A 22,531-nucleotide genomic window follows, 5' to 3' on the forward strand; every position below is an offset into this window, starting at 1 on the left:
TCTAGGAGGATTATTTATCATGGCTTTACTACAAAAAACACGAATTATTAACAGTATGCTGCAGGCTGCGGCAGGCAAACCCGTAAACTTTAAAGAAATGGCTGAAACGCTTCGTGACGTCATTGATTCTAATATTTTCGTCGTCAGCCGCAGAGGAAAGCTTTTGGGCTACTCTATTAATCAGCAGATTGAAAATGACCGCATGAAAAAAATGCTTGAAGACCGCCAGTTCCCGGAAGAGTACACGAGAAATCTGTTCAATGTTCCGGAGACGTCTTCAAACCTTGATATCAACAGCGAATACACGGCGTTTCCTGTGGAAAACAGAGACCTGTTCCAAGCGGGCTTAACAACGATCGTGCCGATCATCGGCGGAGGAGAGAGACTGGGCACGCTCATTCTGTCCCGTCTGCAGGATCAATTTGAAGATGATGATCTCATTCTTGCTGAATACGGAGCAACCGTTGTAGGAATGGAGATTTTAAGAGAAAAAGCGGAAGAAATCGAAGAAGAGGCACGAAGCAAAGCGGTTGTTCAAATGGCGATCAGTTCTCTGTCTTACAGTGAACTTGAAGCGATTGAGCATATCTTTGAAGAGCTTGACGGAAACGAAGGCTTGCTTGTGGCAAGTAAGATTGCGGATCGTGTCGGCATTACGCGTTCAGTAATCGTTAACGCGCTGAGAAAGCTGGAAAGCGCAGGCGTCATTGAATCCAGATCACTGGGAATGAAGGGAACGTACATTAAAGTTCTGAACAACAAATTCCTTATTGAATTGGAAAACCTTAAATCTCATTAAGACAAAAGCAGGATCCCTAAAAATGGGGGTTCTGCTTTTTTTATGGACAATAGGTGAAAAGTTGCAGTTTAAAGTTGCTTATTGGAATCTGATCTGAGATAATCCATCTTGCTGTGCGAAAAAAGGAGGAAGAAACAGAAATTGTGCTATTTTCAGTCTTATATTAAACAAATCCTTGTAGTACAAATATTCTAGGACTTAATACCTACATGCAAAATAGATATAATTGAGCACTTTTTTTTAGCCTAACTTCATAGACTTTAAGCCTGTTATTTCTTACAATAAGCATATGGTTTTACAATTCTCGACAAGGATTTTTAGGAGAAAAATATCTGAAATGGAGGTAAGTGGATTTGGACTTATTTTCTGGAACCATACAAAATCTTGAGAATGCCTTGGGGAGAGCGGACATTAAGCAAAAAGTCTTAACTAATAATATCGCCAATATAGATACACCGAACTATAAGACAAAAAAAGTCTCTTTCCGAAATTTGTTAGATCAGGAAACATCCAATCTTGAGGCTGTAAAAACCGACTATCGGCACGTTGACTTTACGGGTTCGGGGGACGATTATTCTATCGTGTCCAGCAGTGATACATCGTACCAGCAAAACGGAAACAATGTCGATATCGACAAAGAAATGACAGATTTAGCCGAAAACCAAATTAATTATCAGGCTTTGGTTGAAAGAATGAGCGGCAAATTCAATTCTCTGAAAACCGTCTTGACAGGAGGAAAATAATGAGTGGCTTTCAAAGCTTAAATATTTCGGGTTCCGCTTTAACTGCACAGCGTGTCCGGATGGACGTCGTATCGTCCAACCTGGCCAATATGGATACAACGAGAGCGAAGCAGGTAAATGGCGAATGGGTGCCTTACAGAAGAAAGCTGGTATCTCTCCAATCCGGAGGCGAATCATTTTCGTCCCTTTTACATTCCAAGATGAACGGAACAGGAAGCGCGGGAAATGGCGTAAAGGTATCTGGTGTTACGGAAGACCCGTCCGCTTTTAATCTCGTTTATGATCCGGAGAATCCTGATGCGAATAAAGACGGATATGTACAAAAACCAAATGTAGATCCATTAAAGGAAATGGTGGATCTTGTCAGCAGCTCGAGATCATATGAAGCAAACGTAACTGCATTAAACGCCTCCAAAGGCATGCTTTTGAAGGCGTTAGAAATCGGAAAGTAAGGTGATGTAAGTGGTTAACGCTATTACTCCTTTTCAGCTTCAACAAACCCAAAATACTCAAAACGTAACGAATCAATTAAACCAAACTCAAAAAACTGATTCTTCAAACCAAACAAGCTTTTCGGAGCTTTTAAAAAACTCTATTGATTCGTTAAATGAGTCACAAGTGAAATCTGACCAAATAACGAACGAACTGGCTGCAGGAAAGGATGTAAACCTTGACGAGGTCATGATCGCTGCCCAAAAAGCAAATATTTCTCTGACGGCCGCTACCGAATTCCGCAATAAAGCCGTGGAAGCCTATCAGGAAATCATGAGAATGCAGATGTAGTGGTCAGATTGAAGAGAATGACTGGAATGACCGGGGGTTAACATGAATCGTACTCTAATGCAAATGAAAACCAAAACGGCAGCGTTTTGGAACAACAGATCAAAAACACAGAAGATACTCATGGTAAGCGGCTTGGCCGCATTCATTATTTTACTCATCGTCGTTATTATTTTTACTTCGTCTGAAAAGATGGTGCCTCTTTATAAAGATTTGTCCGCAGAAGAAGCGGGGAAGATTAAAGAAGAGCTCGATACGAAAAAGGTGTCTTCTGAACTTGCTGACGGCGGCACGGTCATTAAGGTTCCTGAGAGCCAAGTGGATTCGCTTAAAGTCCAGCTTGCCGCGGAAGGCCTGCCGAAAACGGGATCAATTGATTATTCGTTTTTCGGACAAAATGCGGGCTTCGGCCTGACGGATAATGAGTTTGACGTTTTAAAGGTTGAGGCGACTCAGACCGAATTGTCAAACCTGATAAATGAAATGGACGGTATTAAAAGCTCGAAGGTCATGATCAATATGCCGAAAGAAGCCGTGTTCGTCGGTGAAGATCAGCCGGCAGCGTCCGCTTCAATCGTTTTGCAGATGAAACCGGGCTACTCGCTTGATCAAAACCAGATCAACGGGCTGTACCATCTCGTTTCTAAAAGTGTTCCGAACTTAAAAGAAGATAATATCGTCATAATGGATCAAAATTCTACATATTATGACAAAAGTGACAGCGGTGCAGGGTCCGTTTCTGACAGTTATGCTTCTCAGCAAGGTATTAAGTCGCAGGTCGAAAAGGACATTCAAAAACATGTTCAGTCACTGCTCGGCACAATGATGGGGCAGGATAAGGTCGTTGTTTCCGTGACGGCGGATGTTGACTTCACGAAGGAAAAACGCACTGAAGACACTGTCGAACCTGTCGATAAAGATAACATGGAAGGCATAGCGGTAAGCGCCGAAAAAGTTGCGGAAACGTATAAAGGCGACGGCGCGGCCAACGGCGGAACGGCCGGAACGGGAAGCAATGACACCGCGAACTATGCCGAGACAAACGGCGGTTCAAACAGCGGGGACTACGAAAAAAGCAGCAATAAAATCAACTATGAAGTCAACCGCATTCATAAAGAAATCGCGGAAAGCCCGTATAAAGTGCGTGATTTAGGCATTCAGGTCATGGTGGAGCCGCCTAATCCGAAAAATGCCGCTTCCTTATCAGCACAGAGACAGGCTGATATACAGAAGATTTTAGGAACGGTCGTCAGAACGTCTCTTGATAAAAACGAAACGCAAAATCAAAACCTGACAGACAATGATATCAACAATAAAATCGTTGTATCCGTTCAGCCGTTTGACGGAAAAACAAGCCTGAACACAGATTCGGCACAATCTTCAGGTCTTCCGATCTGGGTATACATTACAGGCGGCGTACTGCTTGCGGCCATTATTCTGCTTATTATTCTCCTCATCAGAAAGAAACGCTCACAAGAGGATGAATACGAAGAATATGAATATGAAACACCGCCGGAGCCGGTTCGATTGCCTGATATCAACGAAGAGAAAATTGAAACGGAAGAAACAGTCAGACGAAAACAGCTTGAAAAAATGGCTAAAGAAAAACCGGAAGACTTTGCTAAATTGCTTCGAAGCTGGCTGGACGAGGATTAGGGGGAATGGAAAATGGCGAAACGTGATCAGAACAAGCTTACAGGAAAACAAAAAGCAGCCATCCTCATGATTTCCTTAGGCCTTGATGTATCAGCTTCTGTGTACAAGCATTTGTCTGAAGAAGAAATTGAAAGATTGACACTCGAGATTTCGGGAGTCAGAAGCGTCGATCATCAAAGAAAAGATGAAATCATTGAAGAATTTCATAATATCGCAATCGCTCAGGACTATATTTCACAAGGCGGTTTAAATTACGCCCGCCAAGTGCTTGAAAAAGCGCTCGGAGAAGACAAAGCGGTAAGCATTTTAAACAGGCTCACCTCCTCTTTGCAGGTAAAGCCGTTTGATTTCGCGAGAAAAGCGGAGCCCGAACAGATTTTAAATTTCATTCAGCAGGAACATCCGCAAACGATGGCGCTGATTTTATCCTACCTTGACCCGGTGCAGGCCGGACAGATTTTGTCTGAGCTGAACCCGGACGTTCAGGCTGAGGTGGCAAGAAGGATTGCGGTTATGGACAGAACGTCTCCTGAAATCATAAATGAAGTGGAGCGGGTCCTTGAACAAAAGCTGTCCTCCTCCTTTACGCAGGATTATACGCAGACCGGCGGCATAGAAGCCGTTGTTGAAGTGTTAAACGGCGTAGACAGAGGAACGGAAAAAACGATCCTTGATTCATTAGAAATCCAAGATCCTGAATTGGCGGATGAAATCAAAAAACGGATGTTTGTCTTTGAAGATATTGTCACCCTTGATAATCGTGCGATTCAGCGCGTGATCAGAGATGTTGAAAACGACGACCTCCTGCTTTCATTGAAGGTTGCGAGCGAGGAAGTCAAAGAGATCGTCTTCAGCAATATGTCACAGCGTATGGTTGAAACGTTTAAAGAGGAAATGGAAATTATGGGGCCTGTGCGTTTGCGTGATGTAGAAGAGGCGCAATCAAGAATCGTGGGCGTCGTCCGCAAGCTGGAAGAAGCCGGAGAAATTGTAATCGCGCGAGGCGGAGGAGACGATATTATTGTCTAATATCATTAAACAGCAATCATCATTTTCTCCTGAACAAAAACGGCGCAAGCTTTCCTTGCAGGAAGTCAGGAAAACACATTCCCATCCAGAGCGGGAGGAACCCGAAAATCCGGAGGCTCTCATGGCTTTTGCCAAGGCCGAAGCCGACAGGGTGTCTGAAGAAGCGAAAAATCAATTAGAGCACACTCTTCTGCAGATTGAAGAAGAGAAAAACCGCTGGGCGGAAGAAAAACAAAGATTGATAGAAGAAGCAAAGGCAGAAGGATATGAAGAAGGCATGGCATTGGGAAAAGCCGAGGCTCAAGCTGAATACGCCAATCTCATCAGCCGGGCCAATGCCGTTATGGAAATGGCGAGACAGTCAGTCGAGGAAAAACTGGAAAGCGCTGAGGAAGAAATCATTGAGCTTTCCGTTGCGCTCGCTAAAAAAGTATGGCGGCAAAAAAGTGATGATAAAGAGGCTTTCCTTCTGCTGGTCAAACAGGTAGTAGCCGAAGTAAAAGATTATGATGACATCTCCATCTATGTGGACCCTGAATATTATGAGACGGTTCATCAGCATATGGACGAAATTCAGCAGCTGTTATACAAAGAATGCAGATTAAGCTTATATGCCGATGAAAAAGCCGCGAAAGGAACGTGCTCGATAGAAACTCCGTTCGGACGTGTTGATGCAGGCATAGACACCCAGCTGATGCAATTAAAGCAAAAACTTTTAACGGCGCTTGAGGCGGGAGCGGAGCAATGAAGACACAGTATTTAATAGACTCAATTGAAACAGCGGATCCGTACAAGCGCTACGGCAAGGTTAAACGGGTCATCGGGCTGATGATTGAATCAAAAGGGCCCGAAAGCTCAATCGGAGATGTTTGTCTCATTTATCCGAAAGGCCATGCGAAAAAAGCGATTAAAGCTGAGGTTGTAGGCTTCCAAGATGAAAACATTCTGTTAATGCCTTATCTGGAAGCGGCCAGCATTGCGCCGGGCAGCATTGTGGAGGCCACTGGGGAGTCGCTCCGCATCAAAGTAGGCGCGGGTTTAATCGGACAAGTTGTCGACGCGTTCGGCGAACCTCTTGACGGCCGGGCGCTTCCGAAAGGTTTGTCCCCCGTTTCGACGGAACAGCCGCCGCCAAACCCGATGAAACGCCCGCCGATACGGGAAAAGATGGGTGTCGGTGTCAGATCGATTGACAGTCTGCTGACGGTAGGAAAAGGGCAGAGAATCGGGATTTTTGCCGGAAGCGGAGTCGGAAAAAGCACCCTGATGGGAATGATCGCGAAGCAGACTGAAGCTGATTTAAACATTATCGCACTCGTCGGTGAACGGGGGCGCGAGGTGCGTGAATTCATCGAGAAGGATTTAGGCGAAGAAGGCCTGAAACGCTCGATAGTCGTAGTCGCGACCTCTGATCAGCCTGCCTTAATGCGTTTAAAAGCGGCGTATACGGCCACCGCCATTGCAGAGTACTTCCGCGATAAAGGCCGGAATGTGATGTTCATGATGGACTCTGTCACGAGGGTCGCGATGGCTCAGCGGGAAATCGGCCTGGCAGCGGGGGAACCGCCGACAACAAAAGGATATACACCTTCTGTGTTCGCTATTTTGCCCCGTTTGCTGGAAAGAACGGGCGCGAATGAACAAGGAACGATAACCGCTTTTTATACGGTTCTTGTAGACGGAGATGACATGAACGAACCGATTGCCGATACGGTGCGCGGAATATTAGACGGGCATATCGTTCTCGATCGGGCGCTTGCCAACAAAGGGCAGTTCCCGGCCGTGAACATCCTGAAAAGCATCAGCAGGGTCATGTCTAATATTTCAGACACATCGCATATAGAGGCGGCCAACAAATTCCGCGATCTTCTGTCAACTTATCAAAACTCTGAAGATCTCATTAATATCGGAGCTTACAAAAGAGGATCATCAAGAGAAATTGATGAAGCGATTCAGTTTTATCCGCAGCTTATTCAATTTTTAAAACAAGGAACGGAAGAACCTGCTCAATTGGAAGACAGCATTGCGGCATTGACGAGTCTGACAGGAAAAGAGGAATAAACATCGTGGCATACCAATTCAGATTTCAAAAGCTGCTGGAATTAAAAGAAAATGAAAAAGACCAAACATTGACTGAATACAGACAATCGGTTTCTGAATTTGAGACAGTGGCTGAAAAACTATATGAAAATATGAGCAAAAAAGAATTGCTCGAAAAAGACAAAGAATCAAAGCTGAAATGCGGGATGAGCGTTCAGGAAATGAGACATTATCAGCAATTCGTTTCCAATCTTGAGAACACCATCTATCATTATCAAAAGCTTGTCATCATGAAACGAAATGAAATGAATGAGAAGCAGGAACAGCTCACCGAAAAAAACATTGAAGTAAAGAAATTTGAAAAAATGCGGGAAAAACAATTTAATATGTTCGCACTTGAAGACAAAGCTGCAGAGATGAGGGAAATGGACGACATTTCAATCAAGCAGTTTATGATTCAGGGGCATTAGGAGCGAATGAAATGGCCGATAAAGAAAAGAGATCTGGAAAGTTCGGTTCAATCCTGCTTTTTATCATGATCCCGCTGATTTTTCTGATCATCGTCGCAAGCATCATCCTTTGGGCTGCCGGCGTTGATGTGATGAAGCCGATTCAGGAAACAGCCGCTAAAACGCCTGTTTTAAAAGAATTGGTTCCCGAAACGAAAGAAATGAAAAGCGCGGCGGAAAAGCAGAAGGAAGACAGAACGGCTTCTCTTGAAAAGACCATAAAGGAACAAAAAAGTGAAATTAACATTTTGAATAAAGATTTAGACACAAGCAAGTCCGAAATCGATAATCTGAATCAGAAAATCCGTTCACTAAAACAGGAAGCTGAACAGCAGCAGAAAACGAAGACGGATGAAACGAAAAAAGACGATGCGGATTCAGCCGGAAAAGATAAAATGATCAACATCTATAAAAGTATGGACAGCGGTAAAGCGGCAAGCATTATCGTAAAGCTGAAAGAAAAAGAAGCCCTCGATATTTTAAACGGATTAAGTAAAAAGCAGCTTGCTGAAATCTTGACGAAAATGACTCCTGAACAAGCGGCTAAATATACAGAAAAACTATCCGCTGACGGAAAAAAGGAGTGATGTAAGTTGAAGCTGCTTGAATTAACGGGTAATCGTACGCAGACTGCGCAAAACAGCAATGTGAAGATGAATGTAAACAGCTTAGGTCTATTTCAGAACTGGCTCCTGTCGGAAATCACTTCTCCCCGGCAGCCCGGAGATGAAACCAAAACAAGTGACGCAGAGCTGAATGATGCCCTATCGAAAATCGGTGATTGGCTGAAAGCCGGCCCGGAAGATAAAGAATTGCAGCTAAAACAGCTGCTTGAGGCGGTAAAAGCTCTTGAAGGAAAGCAGACGGCTGAAACAGCTCTTCCTTTATTGAAACAGCTTGCCGAATCTGTAGAAGACATGTTAGCGGGCAAACAGCATGGGGCGAAGCCTGAAACGGATGAGCCGGATTCTTCCGCAAAAGACGGGGATTCCGTCAAGGATGCGCTTGAGAAGGGTCTGCTTTTCATTCAAGAAGCCGTATCCCAGCTCTTCACATCTCAGCAGGAACTGCCGGACAGCGCGCAGGCAAAGGCGGTTTACCAGGAAGGCGCCCGTTTATTAGAGGCATTGAAAAAACAAGGTGTCCCAGACCGCGTGATTCAAGACCTGCGGCAGACATTTTTTCCGAAAAACGAATCTGCATCTAAACTTTACTCCATGACAGCCGCTGAGCTGAAGAGCTTTCAAAGCGTCGCGGAGCAGCTTGCGGGCCTTTCTCAAAAGGGAACAAAGGAATGGGATATGGCTGAAACTGAGCTGAAAGCTTTTGTGTTATCTCAATCATCTGAATCATCCCAAGAGTCAGCCGGGAAAACAGAACAGCAAAACGGCGGCACGGTTTCTCACGCAAAGGCGCCTGACAGCAAATTGTCTGCACATATACTGTTTTCGGGAACGAGAAGCCTTGCCGGCATTCAGCAAACGTCCGCAGGAACTGAACAGCAGCCGGCAGAAAATAAACCGTTAACGGATCAGGTCATCAGCGGCTGGAAACAGATGAAATACACGCCTTTCGGGAAAACAACCGGAAGCTTTACGATTCGTCTTAATCCCGAGAACCTCGGATTTGTCACAATTAAGGTGACAAACGAAAACGGGATGTTTCAAAGCAAAATAATCGCATCCAGCCAGTCCGCGAAAGAGCTGCTGGAACAGCATCTTCCTCAGCTGAAACAGTCGCTTCCGAATATGTCGGTCCAGGTCGACCGTTTTACAGTCCCTCTTCAAAGCGGGGATCAGCAGCCTGTTTACGGACAGACGGCCGATCACAATAAACAGCAGCATCAGGGACAGAGAGAGCAGAAGAACCAGCAGCAGTCAGGCGATTTCGGAGATATGCTGGAGGAGCTATCTCTCAATGAAATGGAGGAAGAATAGTTGACATCAGTAAACTCGGATTATGCCGCGGCGGGCGCTTCAAGCGCGAAGAGCACCGCCGCAGTAAACAGCAGCACGAATTTAGGGAAAGACGAATTTCTGAAGATCTTAATGACACAGGTTCAAAACCAAGACCCGCTCAATCCGGTTGATGACAAAGAATTCATCAGCCAGATGGCGACATTTTCTTCATTGGAGCAAATGATGAATATGAATACGACGATGACTAAATTTGTAGAAAATCAAGATCCGTTTACGATGTATGTGAACTGGATCGGCAAAAATGTCACATTCAGCGACAGCGACGGGAAGGATCAGACAAGCCCAGTCAATTCAGTCAAGCATTCAAACGGCAATTACGTGCTCGTACTTGAAAACGGCAAAGAGGTCAGTCCGTGGAATGTCACGGCCGTCAGCGAAACATCTAAATAATAAGAAACTCAGGGGGAATTTAACATGTTACGTTCATTATATTCCGGTATCAGCGGCATGAAAAACTTTCAGACAAAACTAGATGTAATCGGCAATAACATCGCCAACGTCAACACAGTGGGATTTAAGAAAAGCCGCGTTACATTTAAAGATATGATCAGCCAGACAGTCGCCGGCGGTTCAAACGTGACCAATTCAAAACAAATCGGCTTGGGTGCCGCGACTTCTTCCATTGATGTTGTTCATTCAACCGGCGCCCCGCAGGCTACACAGAATAAAACCGACCTAGCCATTGACGGAGACGGCTACTTTCAGATTAATACAGGTGCGGGAATTGTTTACACACGTGCGGGGAATTTCGGAAAGGACAATCAAGGGAACCTTGTTACGACTGACGGGTACTACCTTGAAAAAATCGGCGGCGGCAAAATCAATATTCCGACTGATGCGAAAGATTACAGCATCGGTGCAGACGGAACCGTTACATACACTGATGCAGGGGATGAGGTTCATGATGCCGGACAAATCGGTCTGGTCACGTTCCCTAACAGCGCCGGTCTGGAAAAAATCGGAGGAAACCTTTACAGAGAATCATTAAGTTCAGGAGCTGCGAGCGCAGTCACCACTCCGGGCGAAAACGGAACGGGTAAGCTTTTGGCAGGCTATCTTGAAATGTCAAACGTAGATCTGACAGATGAATTTACCGAAATGATCGTTGCTCAGCGCGGTTTCCAATCAAACTCAAAAATCATTACGACTTCAGATGAAATCCTTCAGGAGCTGGTTAATCTGAAACGGTAAGGAGGGAGGAGAGGCGGTTAGGCCGCTTCTCCGGATTGCATGATTCAAGTCACCCGTTTAAACGGCCAGCCTTTTACGCTGAACGCGCTGTTTATCGAACAGATTGAGTGCTTCCCCGACACGACGATTACACTGTCCAACGGCAAAAAGTTCGTAGTGAAAGAACCGGAAGAAGCAGTTCTCAAAAAAGTCATATCGTTTTACCATAGCATACAAATATTTTCACTGGATCAGGGAATAGAGGAAGAAGAATGAAGAAAAAATTAGTCATCATTTTGCTGATTATTTTAATTGTCATCGCCGGCCTCGGAACGGCAGCATATTTTGTCGTCAGCGGACATTCCGGCAAAGATAAAAAGCCGACAATTGACGAAGTCGTTGCAGCCACTGTGTCTGTCGACGATATCACGACAAACTTAAAGTCTGACAGCATCATCCGTATCGGCATCAAGCTTGAAACCGACTCGGCTAAAGCGAAGGAAGAACTTGAAAAACGCGATTTTCAGGTGAAAGACAACATCATTTCCATTTTAGCCGACACAAGCGCCGGAGAGATTGAGGGAGATAAAGGAAGAGAAGCGTTTAAACAATCATTAAAAGAGAAAGTAAACAGCTATCTCCAAGAAGGAAAAGTTCAGAAAGTGTACATTACCTCCTTTAATCTGCAATAAAAACAAATTTGACAGAATACGGAGGTGAAGAAAATGTCAGGAGAAGTTCTCTCCCAAAATGAAATAGACGCACTGCTTTCCGCCATTTCCACGGGTGAGGCGGATGCGGAAGAGCTGAAAAAGGAAGTTAAAGAGAAAAAAGTAAAGGTATATGATTTTAAACGGGCTCTCAGATTCTCGAAAGATCAGATACGCAGTTTAACCCGGATACATGATAACTTTGCGAGGCTTCTCACAACACACTTTTCCGCCAAGCTCAGAACGTATATTCATATATCCGTCAGCTCAGTTGACCAGGTGCCGTATGAAGAATTTATCCGTTCCATACCGAACATGACGATTTTAAATTTATTCGATGTTCATCCGATGGAAGGCAGAATCATGATGGAGGTTAATCCCACCATCGCATACGCAATGCTTGACCGCGTCATGGGAGGCATCGGCATCACTCATAACAAAGCTGACAGCCTTACGGAAATTGAAACGAATATTATTTCTAACTTATTTGAAAATGCACTGGGCAACTACAAAGAAGCTTGGCAATCGATTGCTGATATTGACCCTGAAATGACTGAATTTGAAGTGAATCCTCAGTTTGTGCAGATGGTTTCCCCAAATGAAACAGTCGTTGTCATTTCTCTCAATACACAGATAGGTGAAATCAGCGGTGTCATTAATCTTTGTATTCCCCATGTCGTACTTGAGCCGATTATCCCTAAGCTTTCCGTACATTATTGGATGCAATCAGACCGGAATGAAGCGAAGCCCGAAGAAACGAAGTTGCTTGAAAAGCGCATCATGACGGCTCAAATTCCCGTTGTGGCTCTCTTGGGCGCTTCTGAACTGACAATAGAAGAATTTTTAAGTTTGGAAGTCGGGGACTGTATAACTCTGGACAAATCAGTGACTGATCCTCTTACTGTATTGGTCGGAAACAAACCGAAGTTTTTAGGGCAGGCCGGCCGGGTGAATCGAAGACAGGCAGTGCAAATTTTAGATCACGACATAAGAGGTGAACAAGATGAACAATAGATTATCTCAAGATGAAATCGATGCTCTTCTTAACGGCACAAGCAGTCAGTCAGAGGATACAGAACAGCCTCAAGGGGCGAACTTGTCTGAACTTGAGCGCGATGCGATCGGAGAAATCGGGAATATTTCGTTCGGCAGCTCGGCTACGGCGCTGTCCACTCTTTTAAATCAAAAAGTGGACATTACGACGCCGAGTGTGACCGTCATTTCAAAAAGCAAAATCAGTGATGAATTTCCTCATCCGTATGTTGCCATTGAAGTGAACTACACAGAAGGCTTTGACGGCAGCAATTTGCTCGTCGTCGAACAAAGCGACGCGGCCATCATCGCGGATTTGATGATCGGCGGGGACGGCCGGGGCGCCGATCCGTCACTCGGTGAAATCCACCTGAGCGCCGTGCAGGAAGCAATGAATCAAATGATGGGCTCGGCTGCTACGTCAATGTCGACCGTGTTCAGTAAAAAGATTGACATTTCTCCGCCAAGGGTTGAACTTCTGGATGTGACGGAAGAAAAAGGGACCGACAGAATACCAGAGGATGACCTGCTCGTAAAAGTGTCATTCCGTCTGAAAGTCGGCGAATTAATCGATTCGAGCATCATGCAGCTTTATCCGATTACGTTTGCGAAAGATCTGATCGCAGACCTGATGACTGCAGACCAGCATGAGTCAGAGGCCGCAGAAACCGGATCAGAACCACAGGAAACATACGAAACGCCGCAGCCGGAACCTGCCATGCAGCCGGAGCCGCAGGCAAAACCCGAGCTTCCGAAGAGACAGGGAACCGCCAAAAAAGCTGCTCCTGTTCAAGTCGCTCCGGTAGAATTCCAGGCGTTTGATCATAACGAAGCGGCGCAAGGATCAAGGAATAACCTTGATATGCTGATGGATATTCCGCTTTCCGTTACGGTTGAGCTCGGCAGAACGAAGAGAAGCGTCAAAGAAATCCTTGAACTTTCTGCGGGAAGCATTATTGAGCTTGACAAGCTGGCTGGTGAACCTGTTGACATCCTGGTCAACCAGCGGATCGTGGCAAAGGGCGAGGTCGTTGTCATAGAAGAAAACTTCGGCGTGAGAGTCACTGATATTTTAAGTCAGGCAGACCGCCTTAACAATTTAAAATAAGCGAACATAGAGGAGAGAAACAGATTATGGCACACAGAATTTTAATTGTAGACGATGCAGCATTTATGAGAATGATGATCAAGGATATTTTAGTGAAGAACGGTTTTGACGTTGTAGCTGAAGCTTCAGACGGAGCGCAGGCAGTCGAAAAATTCAAAGAGCATTCCCCCGACCTTGTGACAATGGATATTACAATGCCTGAAATGGACGGGATTACAGCTTTAAAGGAAATTAAACAAATCGATCCGCAGGCGAAAATCATCATGTGTTCGGCTATGGGCCAGCAGTCAATGGTTATTGACGCGATTCAAGCCGGCGCAAAAGACTTTATCGTGAAACCGTTCCAAGCGGACCGCGTGCTTGAAGCTATTAATAAAACATTAAGCTAAAGGGTGTACGACTGTTGAAAAAGAGTCATGGTTTACTAGCTTTGATTTGTTGTTTCGTTTTACTCAATGTACATCCGTTCCCTGCTTTTGCGGCGGAGTCTGACAATTCCACCGTCAACGAATGGTTTGACAAACAATCAACAAACAAAACAGAGAAAAAAAGCGATACATCGAAACAAACGGCTGATCAAGAGATAGGGGATGCTTCTGCATCTTCTGTCTCCGCTTTTGATTTTGTAAAGATGATTGGGGCGTTATTATTCGTCATTCTGCTGATCTATGGATTTGTCAAACTGATGAATAGAAGAAACCGTCTGCTGAAGCCGTTTCAATATGTAGAAAATATCGGCGGAACGTCAGTCGGCCAAAACCGTTCCGTGCAGCTGATCAAAGTGGGAAACAGCGTTCTCGTAGTCGGTGTGGGCGAAACGATACAGCTTTTAAAAGAAATTGAAGATGAAAAAGAGCGCGAGGCGATTCTGAGCCAATACGAAGAGTCGATGTCTTCAAAAGTGGAATGGACCAAGCTCGTAAATCCGCGTAAGGATGGAGAAAAAAAGCCGCAAACGATGCTTCCGTCGTTTTCAAAAGCGCTGAAAGAACAGCTGAACGAGCTGAAACAAAGCCGTTCTGAAGGAAAGAAGAAAGGCCCTTATCACCATGAATGAATTCATTAATCTTTTTAATTCAAACAGTCCGACCGAAGTCAGCTCCACTGTTAAATTACTGCTGCTTTTGACTGTCTTTTCAGTGGCGCCGGGGATTCTGATTTTGATGACCTGCTTTACGAGAATCGTCATCGTCCTGTCTTTTGTAAGAACCTCACTGGCGACGCAGAACATGCCTCCCAACCAGGTTTTAATCGGCCTTGCGCTGTTCTTGACGTTTTTTATTATGGCGCCGACTTTTTCAGAGATTAATAAGGAAGCCTTAACGCCGCTGATGGACAACAAAATCAGTCTCGATGAAGCATATACAAAAGCCGAGAAGCCGATTAAAGAGTATATGAGCAAGCATACAAGGCAGAAGGATCTGGCGCTGTTTATGAACTATGCCAAAATGAAAAAACCTGAATCGATTCAGGATATTCCTTTGACGACGATGGTGCCCGCTTATGCGATATCAGAACTCAAAACCGCTTTTCAAATGGGCTTTATGATTTTTATTCCGTTTTTAATTATCGATATGGTCGTGGCGAGCGTCTTAATGTCAATGGGAATGATGATGCTACCGCCGGTTATGATCTCTCTGCCCTTTAAAATATTGCTTTTCGTTTTGGTCGATGGATGGTATTTAATCGTGAAATCTTTGCTTGACAGCTTTTAGGGTAGGTGCTAATTGTGAGTTCAGAATTTGTAATTTCCATGGCGGAAAAAGCCGTATATGTAACACTAATGATCAGCGGGCCGCTGCTTGCGATCGCGCTGATCGTCGGTTTGCTCGTCAGTATCTTTCAAGCGACAACTCAAATCCAGGAACAGACGCTTGCGTTCATTCCGAAAATCGTGGCGGTGATGCTTGGACTGATCTTTTTCGGTCCTTGGATGCTGTCGACGATTCTTTCGTTCACAACTGATCTGTTCTCTCATCTGAACCGATTTGCAGGGTAGAATCAAATGAATTCCATCATTGATTTATTTCCCGCTTTTTTATTGGTCTTTATCAGAATCTCTGCTTTTTTTGTAACGGTGCCGGTGTTCGGACATCGGAATCTGCCGGCGGTTCACCGAATCGGCTTTGCTTTTTTTCTTTCGGTGATCTGCTTCAGCACGCTGAAACATGCGCCGGAAATAGAAATAGGGGAACAATATATGCTGCTTGTCATAAAAGAGGCCGTTGTGGGCTTGAGCCTCGGGCTGATCGCTTTCATGATGATGACAGCCATTCAGATAGCGGGTTCCTTTATTGATTTTCAGATGGGCTTTTCCATCGCCAATGTCATTGATCCGCAATCAGGAACGCAAAGCCCGCTGATCGGACAATTCGTTTATACGCTGGCGCTGTTATTTATGCTCAGCATAAACGCCCATTATCTTTTGTTGGACGGGATTTATTACAGCTTTCAGTATATCCCGCTTGATCAGGCATTTCCGTCGTTTGGAAATGATCACTTTGGACTTTTTATCGCAAAAAGCTTCAATGCCATGTTTATTATCGCTTTTCAAATGTCTGCGCCGGTTGTGGCCAGTCTGTTTTTAGTTGATTTGGCGCTCGGTATCGTGGCGAGAACGGTGCCGCAGCTGAATGTTTTCGTTGTCGGGCTTCCTCTGAAAATAGCCGTGAGCTTTATTATGCTGATCGTTTGTATGGCGGTGATGTTTGTCGTTGTCCGCAACATCTTCAGCCTTACCGTTGAAACCATGCGGAATCTATTGGCATTGGTCGGTGTGACATGATGAGGCTCAGACTGAATCTGCAATTCTTTGCCGGTGAAAAAACGGAGAAAGCCACTCCGAAAAAACGGAAGGATACAAGAAAGAAAGGACAGGTCGCGAAAAGTACGGATGTGAATACAGCCGTTTCTTTACTGATTATCTTTCTTTCGCTGATCGCGCTCGGTCCTTATATGCGGGACAGGCTGCTGTCCTTTATTAAAACGTTTTATACGAAATCGATATCTTTACATCTGTCAGCATCTGCCGTGCATGAACTGTTCGTGGATACGGTGAAAGATATCAGCCTCATTCTCGCGCCGATTATGCTGGTCGCGCTTGTGGCAGGTGTCGTGAGCAATTACATGCAGGTGGGTTTTCTGTTTTCTGCGGAAGTCCTCAAGCCTGACTTGAATAAGCTCAGCCCGCTGAAAGGATTTAAGCGGATTTACAGCATGAGGGCGATTGTTGAACTGGTCAAATCCATTTTGAAGATTACTGTGGTCGGTTTTGCCGCCTTTATGGTGCTCTGGCTTCATTATGGCGATATTCTCCGCCTTCCTCTCTTAACGCCTGCGGAAGTGCTCACTTTCGTTTCTAAGCTCACGCTTTGGATGGGGCTTGCGGGATCAGGGGCTTTAATGCTGCTGGCCGGGCTTGATTACTTATATCAGCGTTTTGATTATGAGAAAAATATCAGAATGTCAAAACAGGATATAAAAGATGAATACAAAAAATCGGAGGGTGATCCGATTATCAAGTCCAAAATTAAGCAGAAGCAGCGGGAAATGGCGATGAGGCGGATGATGCAGGAAGTGCCGAAAGCGGATGTCATCATTACCAACCCGACCCATTATGCGATAGCTTTAAAATATGATGAAAAGAAAATGGACGCCCCTTACATTGTTGCCAAAGGGGTGGACCATCTCGCATTAAAAATCAGGCAGATCGCCAAAGAACACGATGTCATGACGATTGAAAACAGGCCGCTCGCGCGTGCGTTATATGATCAGGTTGACATTGACCAGGCCGTGCCGGAAGAGTTTTTCAAAGTCATTGCGGAAATTTTGGCTTATGTATATAAAACGAAACAAAAAGTATAGTGAATTTCAGATTCAAAAGGAGAGAAAAACAGCATGTCAACAAGAGATTTATCGGTTTTAATAAGTGTTGTCCTCATTGTGGCAATGCTGGTGATTCCATTCCCTCCATGGTTGTTAAGTATTTTGATCATCATTAATATCTCTCTTGCGTTGATCGTGCTTCTCACCACAATGAATATGCAAGAACCGCTGCAATTCTCGATATTCCCGTCATTGCTGCTGTTATTGACGCTGTTTCGGCTTTCGCTCAATGTGTCGACGACACGTTCGATTCTTTCTCACGGAGAAGGGGGAAAGGTTGTTGAGACATTCGGGAATTTCGTTGTCGGCGGAAATGTGCTGGTAGGGCTTGTTGTCTTCATTATCTTGATTATTATTCAGTTTATCGTCATTACAAAAGGCGCCGAGCGGGTATCGGAAGTGGCGGCGAGATTTACGCTTGATGCGATGCCCGGAAAGCAAATGAGTATTGACGCGGATTTAAATGCCGGCATGATTACGGAGCAGGATGCAAAGCACAGACGTGAAAAAGTCGCCCGGGAAGCGGATTTTTACGGCGCTATGGACGGTGCGAGCAAATTCGTCAAAGGGGATGCCATCGCGGGGATCATCATCGTGATGATCAATATTATTTTCGGAATCGTAATCGGCATGCTGCAGCAGGGGATGAGCATACAAGAAGCTGCGTCTCACTTTACAATGCTGACGGTCGGTGACGGTATCGTTTCTCAAATGCCGGCCTTGCTCATTTCAACGGCTACAGGGATTGTCGTGACGAGAGCGGCATCTGAAGGAAACCTCGGTCATGATATTACAGGCCAGCTGTTTGCTTATCCGAAGCTCTTGTATGTAGCTGCGGGAACTGTACTTTTGCTCGGTCTTCTTACACCGATCGGCATTCTGCTGACGGGGCCGATCGCCGGTCTGCTTGCATTCGGCGCTTACATGCTGTCCAAAGCGGATAAGCCGAGCGAAGAAGAGGAAGAAATTCTTGAAGAAGAGGCTCAGGCGGATGAACTGAAAAGCCCGGAAAGCGTTGTGCAGCTTTTACATATTGATCCGATTGAATTTGAGTTCGGATACGGACTCGTGCCGCTTGCAGACGCGGGGCAGGGCGGTGATCTTCTTGACCGCATCGTCATGATCAGACGTCAGCTTGCGCTTGAATTGGGACTTGTCATTCCGGTTGTGCGCATCAGGGATAACATCGCGCTCCAGCCGAATGAATACAGATTGAAAATTAAAGGCAATGAAGTCGCTAAAGGAGAGCTCCTGCTAGATCATTACTTAGCGATGTCACCGACGCCTGAAGATGACGTCATTGAAGGAATTGAAACGATAGAGCCGTCGTTCGGACTTCCCGCAAAATGGATCAGTGAAGCTGCAAAAGATGAAGCGGACATGCTGGGATATACAGTTGTTGATCCGGCGTCAGTCGTATCTACGCATATTACAGAAAAAATTAAGCAGCATGCCCATGAACTGGTCGGCAGACAGGAAACGAAGCAGCTGATCGATCATCTGAAGGAAAATTATCCTGTGCTTGTTGAGGAAGTCACGCCAAACCCTCTTTCTGTCGGCGATATTCAAAAGGTGCTTGCCAAATTGCTGAGAGAAAAAGTTTCAATCAGAAACTTGGTGACCATTTTTGAAACTCTTGCCGATTACGGAAGATTAACGACAGATTCAGATCTTTTGACAGAATACGCGAGACAGTCGCTTGCCAAACAAATCACGGCACAATATGCGAGAGAGCATGAAACGCTGAAGGTCATTACATGCTCAGGCCGGGTGGAAAAAGCGATTGCAGACGGGGTACAGCAGACTGAACAAGGCAATTACCTGTCACTCGACCCTGAGGTTTCAGACAGCATCATCCGTTCTGTCGCTAAAGAGGCCGAGCAGCTTTCCATCCGCCAGGAGTCGGCGATTCTTCTTTGCTCGCCTGCTGTCAGAATGTATGTAAAACAGCTGTTAGAACGGTATTTCCCTGATCTTCCGGTTCTTTCTTATAATGAGCTGGAAGCAAATGTTGAAGTACAAAGCATTGGAGTGGTGGATATTTAATGAAAATAAAAAAATTTACAGCCGCTTCAATGCAGGATGCCGCGAAGCAAATCAAAAAGGAACTCGGCAATGATGCCGTTATTTTACATTCCAAACAAGTAAAGAAACGAAAATGGCTGGGGCTGCGGTCGCAGCAGGCCGTCGAAGTGATAGCGGTTTTAGATCGTGACGTCAGGGAAGCGAGAAAAACGCCGCCGGCTGCCGCTGAAGAAATGAAAAAGACGGAAACGGCGGAGAAAGCTGAGCCTGTTCAGCCGCCGCGTCTTCCGGATCAAAGTATTTCCGGCGAACTGGCGCATTATAAAGAAGTGTTCCCTGAACCATTAAAAAAAGCCGAGAGACTATTGAAGCAAGCCGGACTTCCTGATCATACGCAAAACGCCGTACTCAGTGAATTGCTCCGTTCTTCAATTGTTTCCGGAGATTTAACTGAAGATAATGTCAGCTCCAAACTGCAGGATTTGTTAGTGAAAAAACTCCCTTCGGCAGACAGGTGGCAGGAAGGGATTCAATCAAAATACGTCGTGCTTTTCGGTTCAACCGGGGCCGGTAAAACGACTACACTTGCGAAACTCGCGGCCTCATCAATGCTGACAGAGCATAAAAGAATTGCCTTTATGACGACGGATACTTACCGGATTGCCGCGGTCGAGCAGCTGAAGACATATGCGGAGCTGCTTCAGGCTCCTCTTGAAGTATGCTATTCAAAGGAAGAATGTCTGAAGGCACTGGAAAAATTCGCTGAATATGACCATGTTTTCATTGATACAGCCGGTAGAAACTTTAAAGAAGAGCAGTATATTACGGAATTACAAGAGATGATTCCGTTTGAATCAGGCTTACAATCCTTTCTCGTATTATCGGCATCTGCAAAATATGACGATATGAAACAGGTGCTGAAACAGTTTTCAGGTGTGCCGGTCAATCAATTCATTTTCACGAAAACGGATGAAACCGCCTCACTCGGCCCCGTGTTTCAAGTGCTGTCGGAATCAAGAATCGGCGCCGCCTATTTGACAAATGGACAGGATGTGCCTGAAGACATCCTATCGGCTTCACCAAAAGAGTTTGTAAGGATGCTTTTGACATGAAACCCGATCAGGCAGAGTCATTAAGAAGGAAAATGAGAGAGCGGCAAATGATCAAGCCGGAGCTTTATGAGAAAAAAGCGAAGACATTAGCCGTCATCAGCGGTAAAGGCGGCGTCGGAAAATCTAATTTAACATTAAACATGGCAGTTGCCCTGCAGGAAAAAGGAAAAAAAGCACTCATCATTGATCTTGACATCGGAATGGGCAACATTGATGTGCTGATCGGCGCTGCTTCTTCCCGCACCATTATTGATGTGATGGAGAATCGGCACGCATTGGCGCAATCACTGTCCTCCGGTCCGAAAGGCCTTCGCTACATATCCGGAGGAACGGGGCTTGAGGCGATCTATCAAGCAGACGGAGAGAAGTGGGCGGCTTTTATGAATGGTCTTTCCGCTGTATTAAGCGATTTTGATTACGTTCTGTTTGATATGGGAGCTGGACTTTCAAAAGAACAGCTGCCGTTTATTTTATCGGCGGAAGACATTCTCGCCGTGACAACGCCTGAGCCGACGGCCATTATGGATGCCTACAGCGCGATCAAACATCTTTTGCTCGCGGATGAACGGCTGACCGTAAACATTGCCGTCAATCGCGCCCGCGCCCAAAAACAGGCGCTGGACACGTACAACCGCCTTTCTCATGCGATTCACACGTTTTTAGGCGCGGAGGTGCGTTTCGCCGGCTCCATACCCGATGACCCGTTAGTAAGTCAAGCCGTCATTGACCAGGTGCCTTTTTTAATAAAAAGTCCTCAAGCAAAAGCCAGCAGGTCCGTCCGTCTTCTGACGGATGTCTTGTTTCAAACGGAAGAAAACAAACCAAGAGAAGAGAAACCGGCATTTATTGAGAGATTATCTTCTTTTTTATTGAGGAGGACTTTACAGTGATTCGTGTGCTTGTCGTTGATGACTCAGCTTTTATGAGAAAGATGATTACCGATTTTCTGGCTGCGGAAGTGCAGATAGAAGTCATCGGGACAGCCAGAAACGGGGAAGAGGCGCTGAAGAAAATAGAGCTTCTCAAGCCTGATGTTGTCACGCTTGATATTGAAATGCCGGTCATGAACGGAACGGATACATTGCGGAAGATCATCAGCATATATAAACTTCCCGTAATCATGGTATCGAGCCAGACACAGCAAGGGAAGGACCGAACGATCAACTGCCTGGAAATGGGCGCTTTTGATTTTATCACCAAGCCTTCCGGAGCGATTTCACTTGATCTTTATAAAATTAAAGAGCAGCTGATTGAGAGGGTGATTGCAGCCGGGCTGTCCCGCGCACAAAAACCTGAGGCGGCAGTGAAAGAGTCTTCTATCCCGGAACGTCCGGCTTTGGCGGGATTTGAAAGACCGAAAGCAAAATCAGCCAAGCAGGCCGTATTCATCGCGACCTCTACAGGCGGACCGCGGGCTCTGCAAAAGGTGATTCCGAAACTGCCGAAGGATTTAAAGGCGCCTGTATTTGTCGTTCAGCACATGCCTGAAGGCTTCACCGCTTCACTTGCAGACAGACTCAACCATTTGTCAGATATTCAGGTCAAAGAAGCGGAAAACGGTGAAGAAGCGAAAGACGGATGGGTGTACATCGCGCCCGGCGGAAAAAATATGACGGTTGCAGAGGAGGGCGGAAGGCTCCGCATCATTCTTGACGTTCATGATACGGAAAGCCGGCATAAACCGTCAGCCGATTATTTGTTTCGGTCGGCAAGCCGCTTATCCGATTACGAAAAGGTAGCCGTCATTATGACCGGCATGGGCAGCGACGGAACCGAGGGCGTAAAAGAAATGCTCAGAACAGGCGGCGTTAAAACGATTGCGGAATCGGACGAATCCTGTGTTGTGTTCGGAATGCCGAAGTCAGCGATAAAGGCGGGCCTCATTCATGAGATTAAACATGTGGAAGATATCGCGACATCCATCACCGGATGTGTGAAAAAAGAGAGGGTGTGA

Annotated in this window: 27 protein-coding genes; all 27 read left to right on the forward strand. The window is 45.6% G+C overall.

The genetic code is table 11. The features are described 5' to 3' along the window. The first annotated feature begins 19 nt into the window (after positions 1-19). Positions 20-799, forward strand: a complete 780-nt coding sequence (gene codY, locus G9F50_RS04660; protein WP_003154263.1) for a GTP-sensing pleiotropic transcriptional regulator CodY — start codon at positions 20-22, stop codon at positions 797-799. A 353-nt stretch (positions 800-1,152) separates the two neighbouring features. Next, positions 1,153-1,542, forward strand: coding sequence for a flagellar basal body rod protein FlgB (flgB, locus tag G9F50_RS04665; protein WP_060561695.1), 390 nt, complete (start codon positions 1,153-1,155; stop codon positions 1,540-1,542). Next, positions 1,542-1,994, forward strand: a complete 453-nt coding sequence (gene flgC / locus G9F50_RS04670) for a flagellar basal body rod protein FlgC (RefSeq protein ID WP_015239851.1) — start codon at positions 1,542-1,544, stop codon at positions 1,992-1,994. Before flgB ends, flgC begins: the two co-directional genes overlap by 1 nt. Positions 1,995-2,004: 10 nt before the next feature. Beyond that, positions 2,005-2,325, forward strand: a complete 321-nt coding sequence (gene fliE / locus G9F50_RS04675; RefSeq protein ID WP_007409777.1) for a flagellar hook-basal body complex protein FliE — start codon at positions 2,005-2,007, stop codon at positions 2,323-2,325. A gap of 42 nt (positions 2,326-2,367) precedes the next feature. Beyond that, entirely contained in the window at positions 2,368-3,978 is a 1,611-nt protein-coding gene (gene fliF, locus G9F50_RS04680) for a flagellar basal-body MS-ring/collar protein FliF (protein ID WP_012117551.1), read from the forward strand. 12 nt (positions 3,979-3,990) lie between these two features. Continuing rightward, entirely contained in the window at positions 3,991-5,007 is a 1,017-nt protein-coding gene (fliG, locus tag G9F50_RS04685; RefSeq protein ID WP_003154256.1) for a flagellar motor switch protein FliG, read from the forward strand. Then, complete coding sequence (fliH, locus tag G9F50_RS04690) at positions 5,000-5,755, forward strand: flagellar assembly protein FliH (RefSeq protein ID WP_060561694.1); 756 nt, start codon at positions 5,000-5,002, stop codon at positions 5,753-5,755. The genes fliG and fliH overlap by 8 nt, the downstream gene beginning before the upstream one ends. Continuing rightward, positions 5,752-7,068, forward strand: a complete 1,317-nt coding sequence (fliI, locus tag G9F50_RS04695) for a flagellar protein export ATPase FliI (RefSeq protein ID WP_007611430.1) — start codon at positions 5,752-5,754, stop codon at positions 7,066-7,068. Before fliH ends, fliI begins: the two co-directional genes overlap by 4 nt. 5 nt (positions 7,069-7,073) lie before the next feature. Further along, positions 7,074-7,517, forward strand: coding sequence for a flagellar export protein FliJ (gene fliJ, locus G9F50_RS04700; protein ID WP_003154253.1), 444 nt, complete (start codon positions 7,074-7,076; stop codon positions 7,515-7,517). An 11-nt stretch (positions 7,518-7,528) separates the two neighbouring features. Further along, entirely contained in the window at positions 7,529-8,143 is a 615-nt protein-coding gene (locus tag G9F50_RS04705; RefSeq protein ID WP_060561693.1) for a MotE family protein, read from the forward strand. A 6-nt stretch (positions 8,144-8,149) separates the two neighbouring features. Further along, positions 8,150-9,493 carry a flagellar hook-length control protein FliK gene (locus G9F50_RS04710; protein WP_060561692.1) on the forward strand — a complete coding sequence of 448 codons (1,344 nt, stop codon included), beginning with the start codon at positions 8,150-8,152 and terminating at the stop codon, positions 9,491-9,493. After that, a complete protein-coding gene (gene flgD, locus G9F50_RS04715; protein WP_060561691.1) occupies positions 9,494-9,925 on the forward strand; it encodes a flagellar hook assembly protein FlgD in 432 nt (143 codons plus the stop codon). Positions 9,926-9,949: 24 nt separating this feature from the next. After that, complete coding sequence (gene flgG / locus G9F50_RS04720) at positions 9,950-10,726, forward strand: flagellar basal body rod protein FlgG (RefSeq protein WP_007409783.1); 777 nt, start codon at positions 9,950-9,952, stop codon at positions 10,724-10,726. 39 nt (positions 10,727-10,765) lie between these two features. Next, positions 10,766-10,981 (forward strand): swarming motility protein SwrD, encoded by a 216-nt coding sequence (gene swrD, locus G9F50_RS04725; RefSeq protein WP_003154243.1) that lies wholly within the window; start codon positions 10,766-10,768, stop codon positions 10,979-10,981. Then, a complete protein-coding gene (gene fliL, locus G9F50_RS04730; protein WP_003154241.1) occupies positions 10,978-11,397 on the forward strand; it encodes a flagellar basal body-associated protein FliL in 420 nt (139 codons plus the stop codon). The genes swrD and fliL overlap by 4 nt, the downstream gene beginning before the upstream one ends. A gap of 33 nt (positions 11,398-11,430) precedes the next feature. Beyond that, positions 11,431-12,429 carry a flagellar motor switch protein FliM gene (gene fliM, locus G9F50_RS04735; protein WP_003154240.1) on the forward strand — a complete coding sequence of 333 codons (999 nt, stop codon included), beginning with the start codon at positions 11,431-11,433 and terminating at the stop codon, positions 12,427-12,429. Further along, positions 12,419-13,555 (forward strand): flagellar motor switch phosphatase FliY, encoded by a 1,137-nt coding sequence (gene fliY, locus G9F50_RS04740; protein WP_060561690.1) that lies wholly within the window; start codon positions 12,419-12,421, stop codon positions 13,553-13,555. Before fliM ends, fliY begins: the two co-directional genes overlap by 11 nt. A 26-nt stretch (positions 13,556-13,581) precedes the next feature. After that, a complete protein-coding gene (gene cheY, locus G9F50_RS04745; protein WP_003154238.1) occupies positions 13,582-13,944 on the forward strand; it encodes a chemotaxis protein CheY in 363 nt (120 codons plus the stop codon). 14 nt (positions 13,945-13,958) lie between these two features. Next, positions 13,959-14,612 carry a flagella biosynthesis regulatory protein FliZ gene (gene fliZ / locus G9F50_RS04750; protein ID WP_003154237.1) on the forward strand — a complete coding sequence of 218 codons (654 nt, stop codon included), beginning with the start codon at positions 13,959-13,961 and terminating at the stop codon, positions 14,610-14,612. Further along, the gene (gene fliP, locus G9F50_RS04755) at positions 14,605-15,270 is read left to right on the forward strand and encodes a flagellar type III secretion system pore protein FliP (RefSeq protein WP_012117556.1); all 666 of its coding nucleotides are present in this window, start codon (positions 14,605-14,607) and stop codon (positions 15,268-15,270) included. Before fliZ ends, fliP begins: the two co-directional genes overlap by 8 nt. Positions 15,271-15,284: 14 nt before the next feature. Further along, a complete protein-coding gene (gene fliQ / locus G9F50_RS04760; RefSeq protein WP_003154234.1) occupies positions 15,285-15,554 on the forward strand; it encodes a flagellar biosynthesis protein FliQ in 270 nt (89 codons plus the stop codon). Between the two features lie 6 nt (positions 15,555-15,560). Continuing rightward, positions 15,561-16,340 (forward strand): flagellar biosynthetic protein FliR, encoded by a 780-nt coding sequence (fliR, locus tag G9F50_RS04765; protein WP_012117557.1) that lies wholly within the window; start codon positions 15,561-15,563, stop codon positions 16,338-16,340. Beyond that, positions 16,340-17,419 carry a flagellar biosynthesis protein FlhB gene (gene flhB, locus G9F50_RS04770; RefSeq protein ID WP_007409787.1) on the forward strand — a complete coding sequence of 360 codons (1,080 nt, stop codon included), beginning with the start codon at positions 16,340-16,342 and terminating at the stop codon, positions 17,417-17,419. The genes fliR and flhB overlap by 1 nt, the downstream gene beginning before the upstream one ends. Before the next feature lie 33 nt (positions 17,420-17,452). Continuing rightward, positions 17,453-19,486 carry a flagellar biosynthesis protein FlhA gene (gene flhA, locus G9F50_RS04775; RefSeq protein WP_007409788.1) on the forward strand — a complete coding sequence of 678 codons (2,034 nt, stop codon included), beginning with the start codon at positions 17,453-17,455 and terminating at the stop codon, positions 19,484-19,486. Next, the gene (gene flhF, locus G9F50_RS04780; protein WP_060561689.1) at positions 19,486-20,577 is read left to right on the forward strand and encodes a flagellar biosynthesis GTPase FlhF; all 1,092 of its coding nucleotides are present in this window, start codon (positions 19,486-19,488) and stop codon (positions 20,575-20,577) included. The genes flhA and flhF overlap by 1 nt, the downstream gene beginning before the upstream one ends. After that, positions 20,574-21,467: a MinD/ParA family protein gene (locus tag G9F50_RS04785; protein ID WP_015239860.1), complete on the forward strand. Its 894-nt coding sequence runs from the start codon at positions 20,574-20,576 to the stop codon at positions 21,465-21,467. Before flhF ends, G9F50_RS04785 begins: the two co-directional genes overlap by 4 nt. Then, positions 21,464-22,531 carry a protein-glutamate methylesterase/protein-glutamine glutaminase gene (locus G9F50_RS04790; RefSeq protein WP_060561688.1) on the forward strand — a complete coding sequence of 356 codons (1,068 nt, stop codon included), beginning with the start codon at positions 21,464-21,466 and terminating at the stop codon, positions 22,529-22,531. The genes G9F50_RS04785 and G9F50_RS04790 overlap by 4 nt, the downstream gene beginning before the upstream one ends.

This window comes from Bacillus sp. EKM206B (genome assembly GCF_011066015.1).
GTDB classification, from domain to species: Bacteria; Bacillota; Bacilli; order Bacillales; family Bacillaceae; genus Bacillus; species Bacillus velezensis.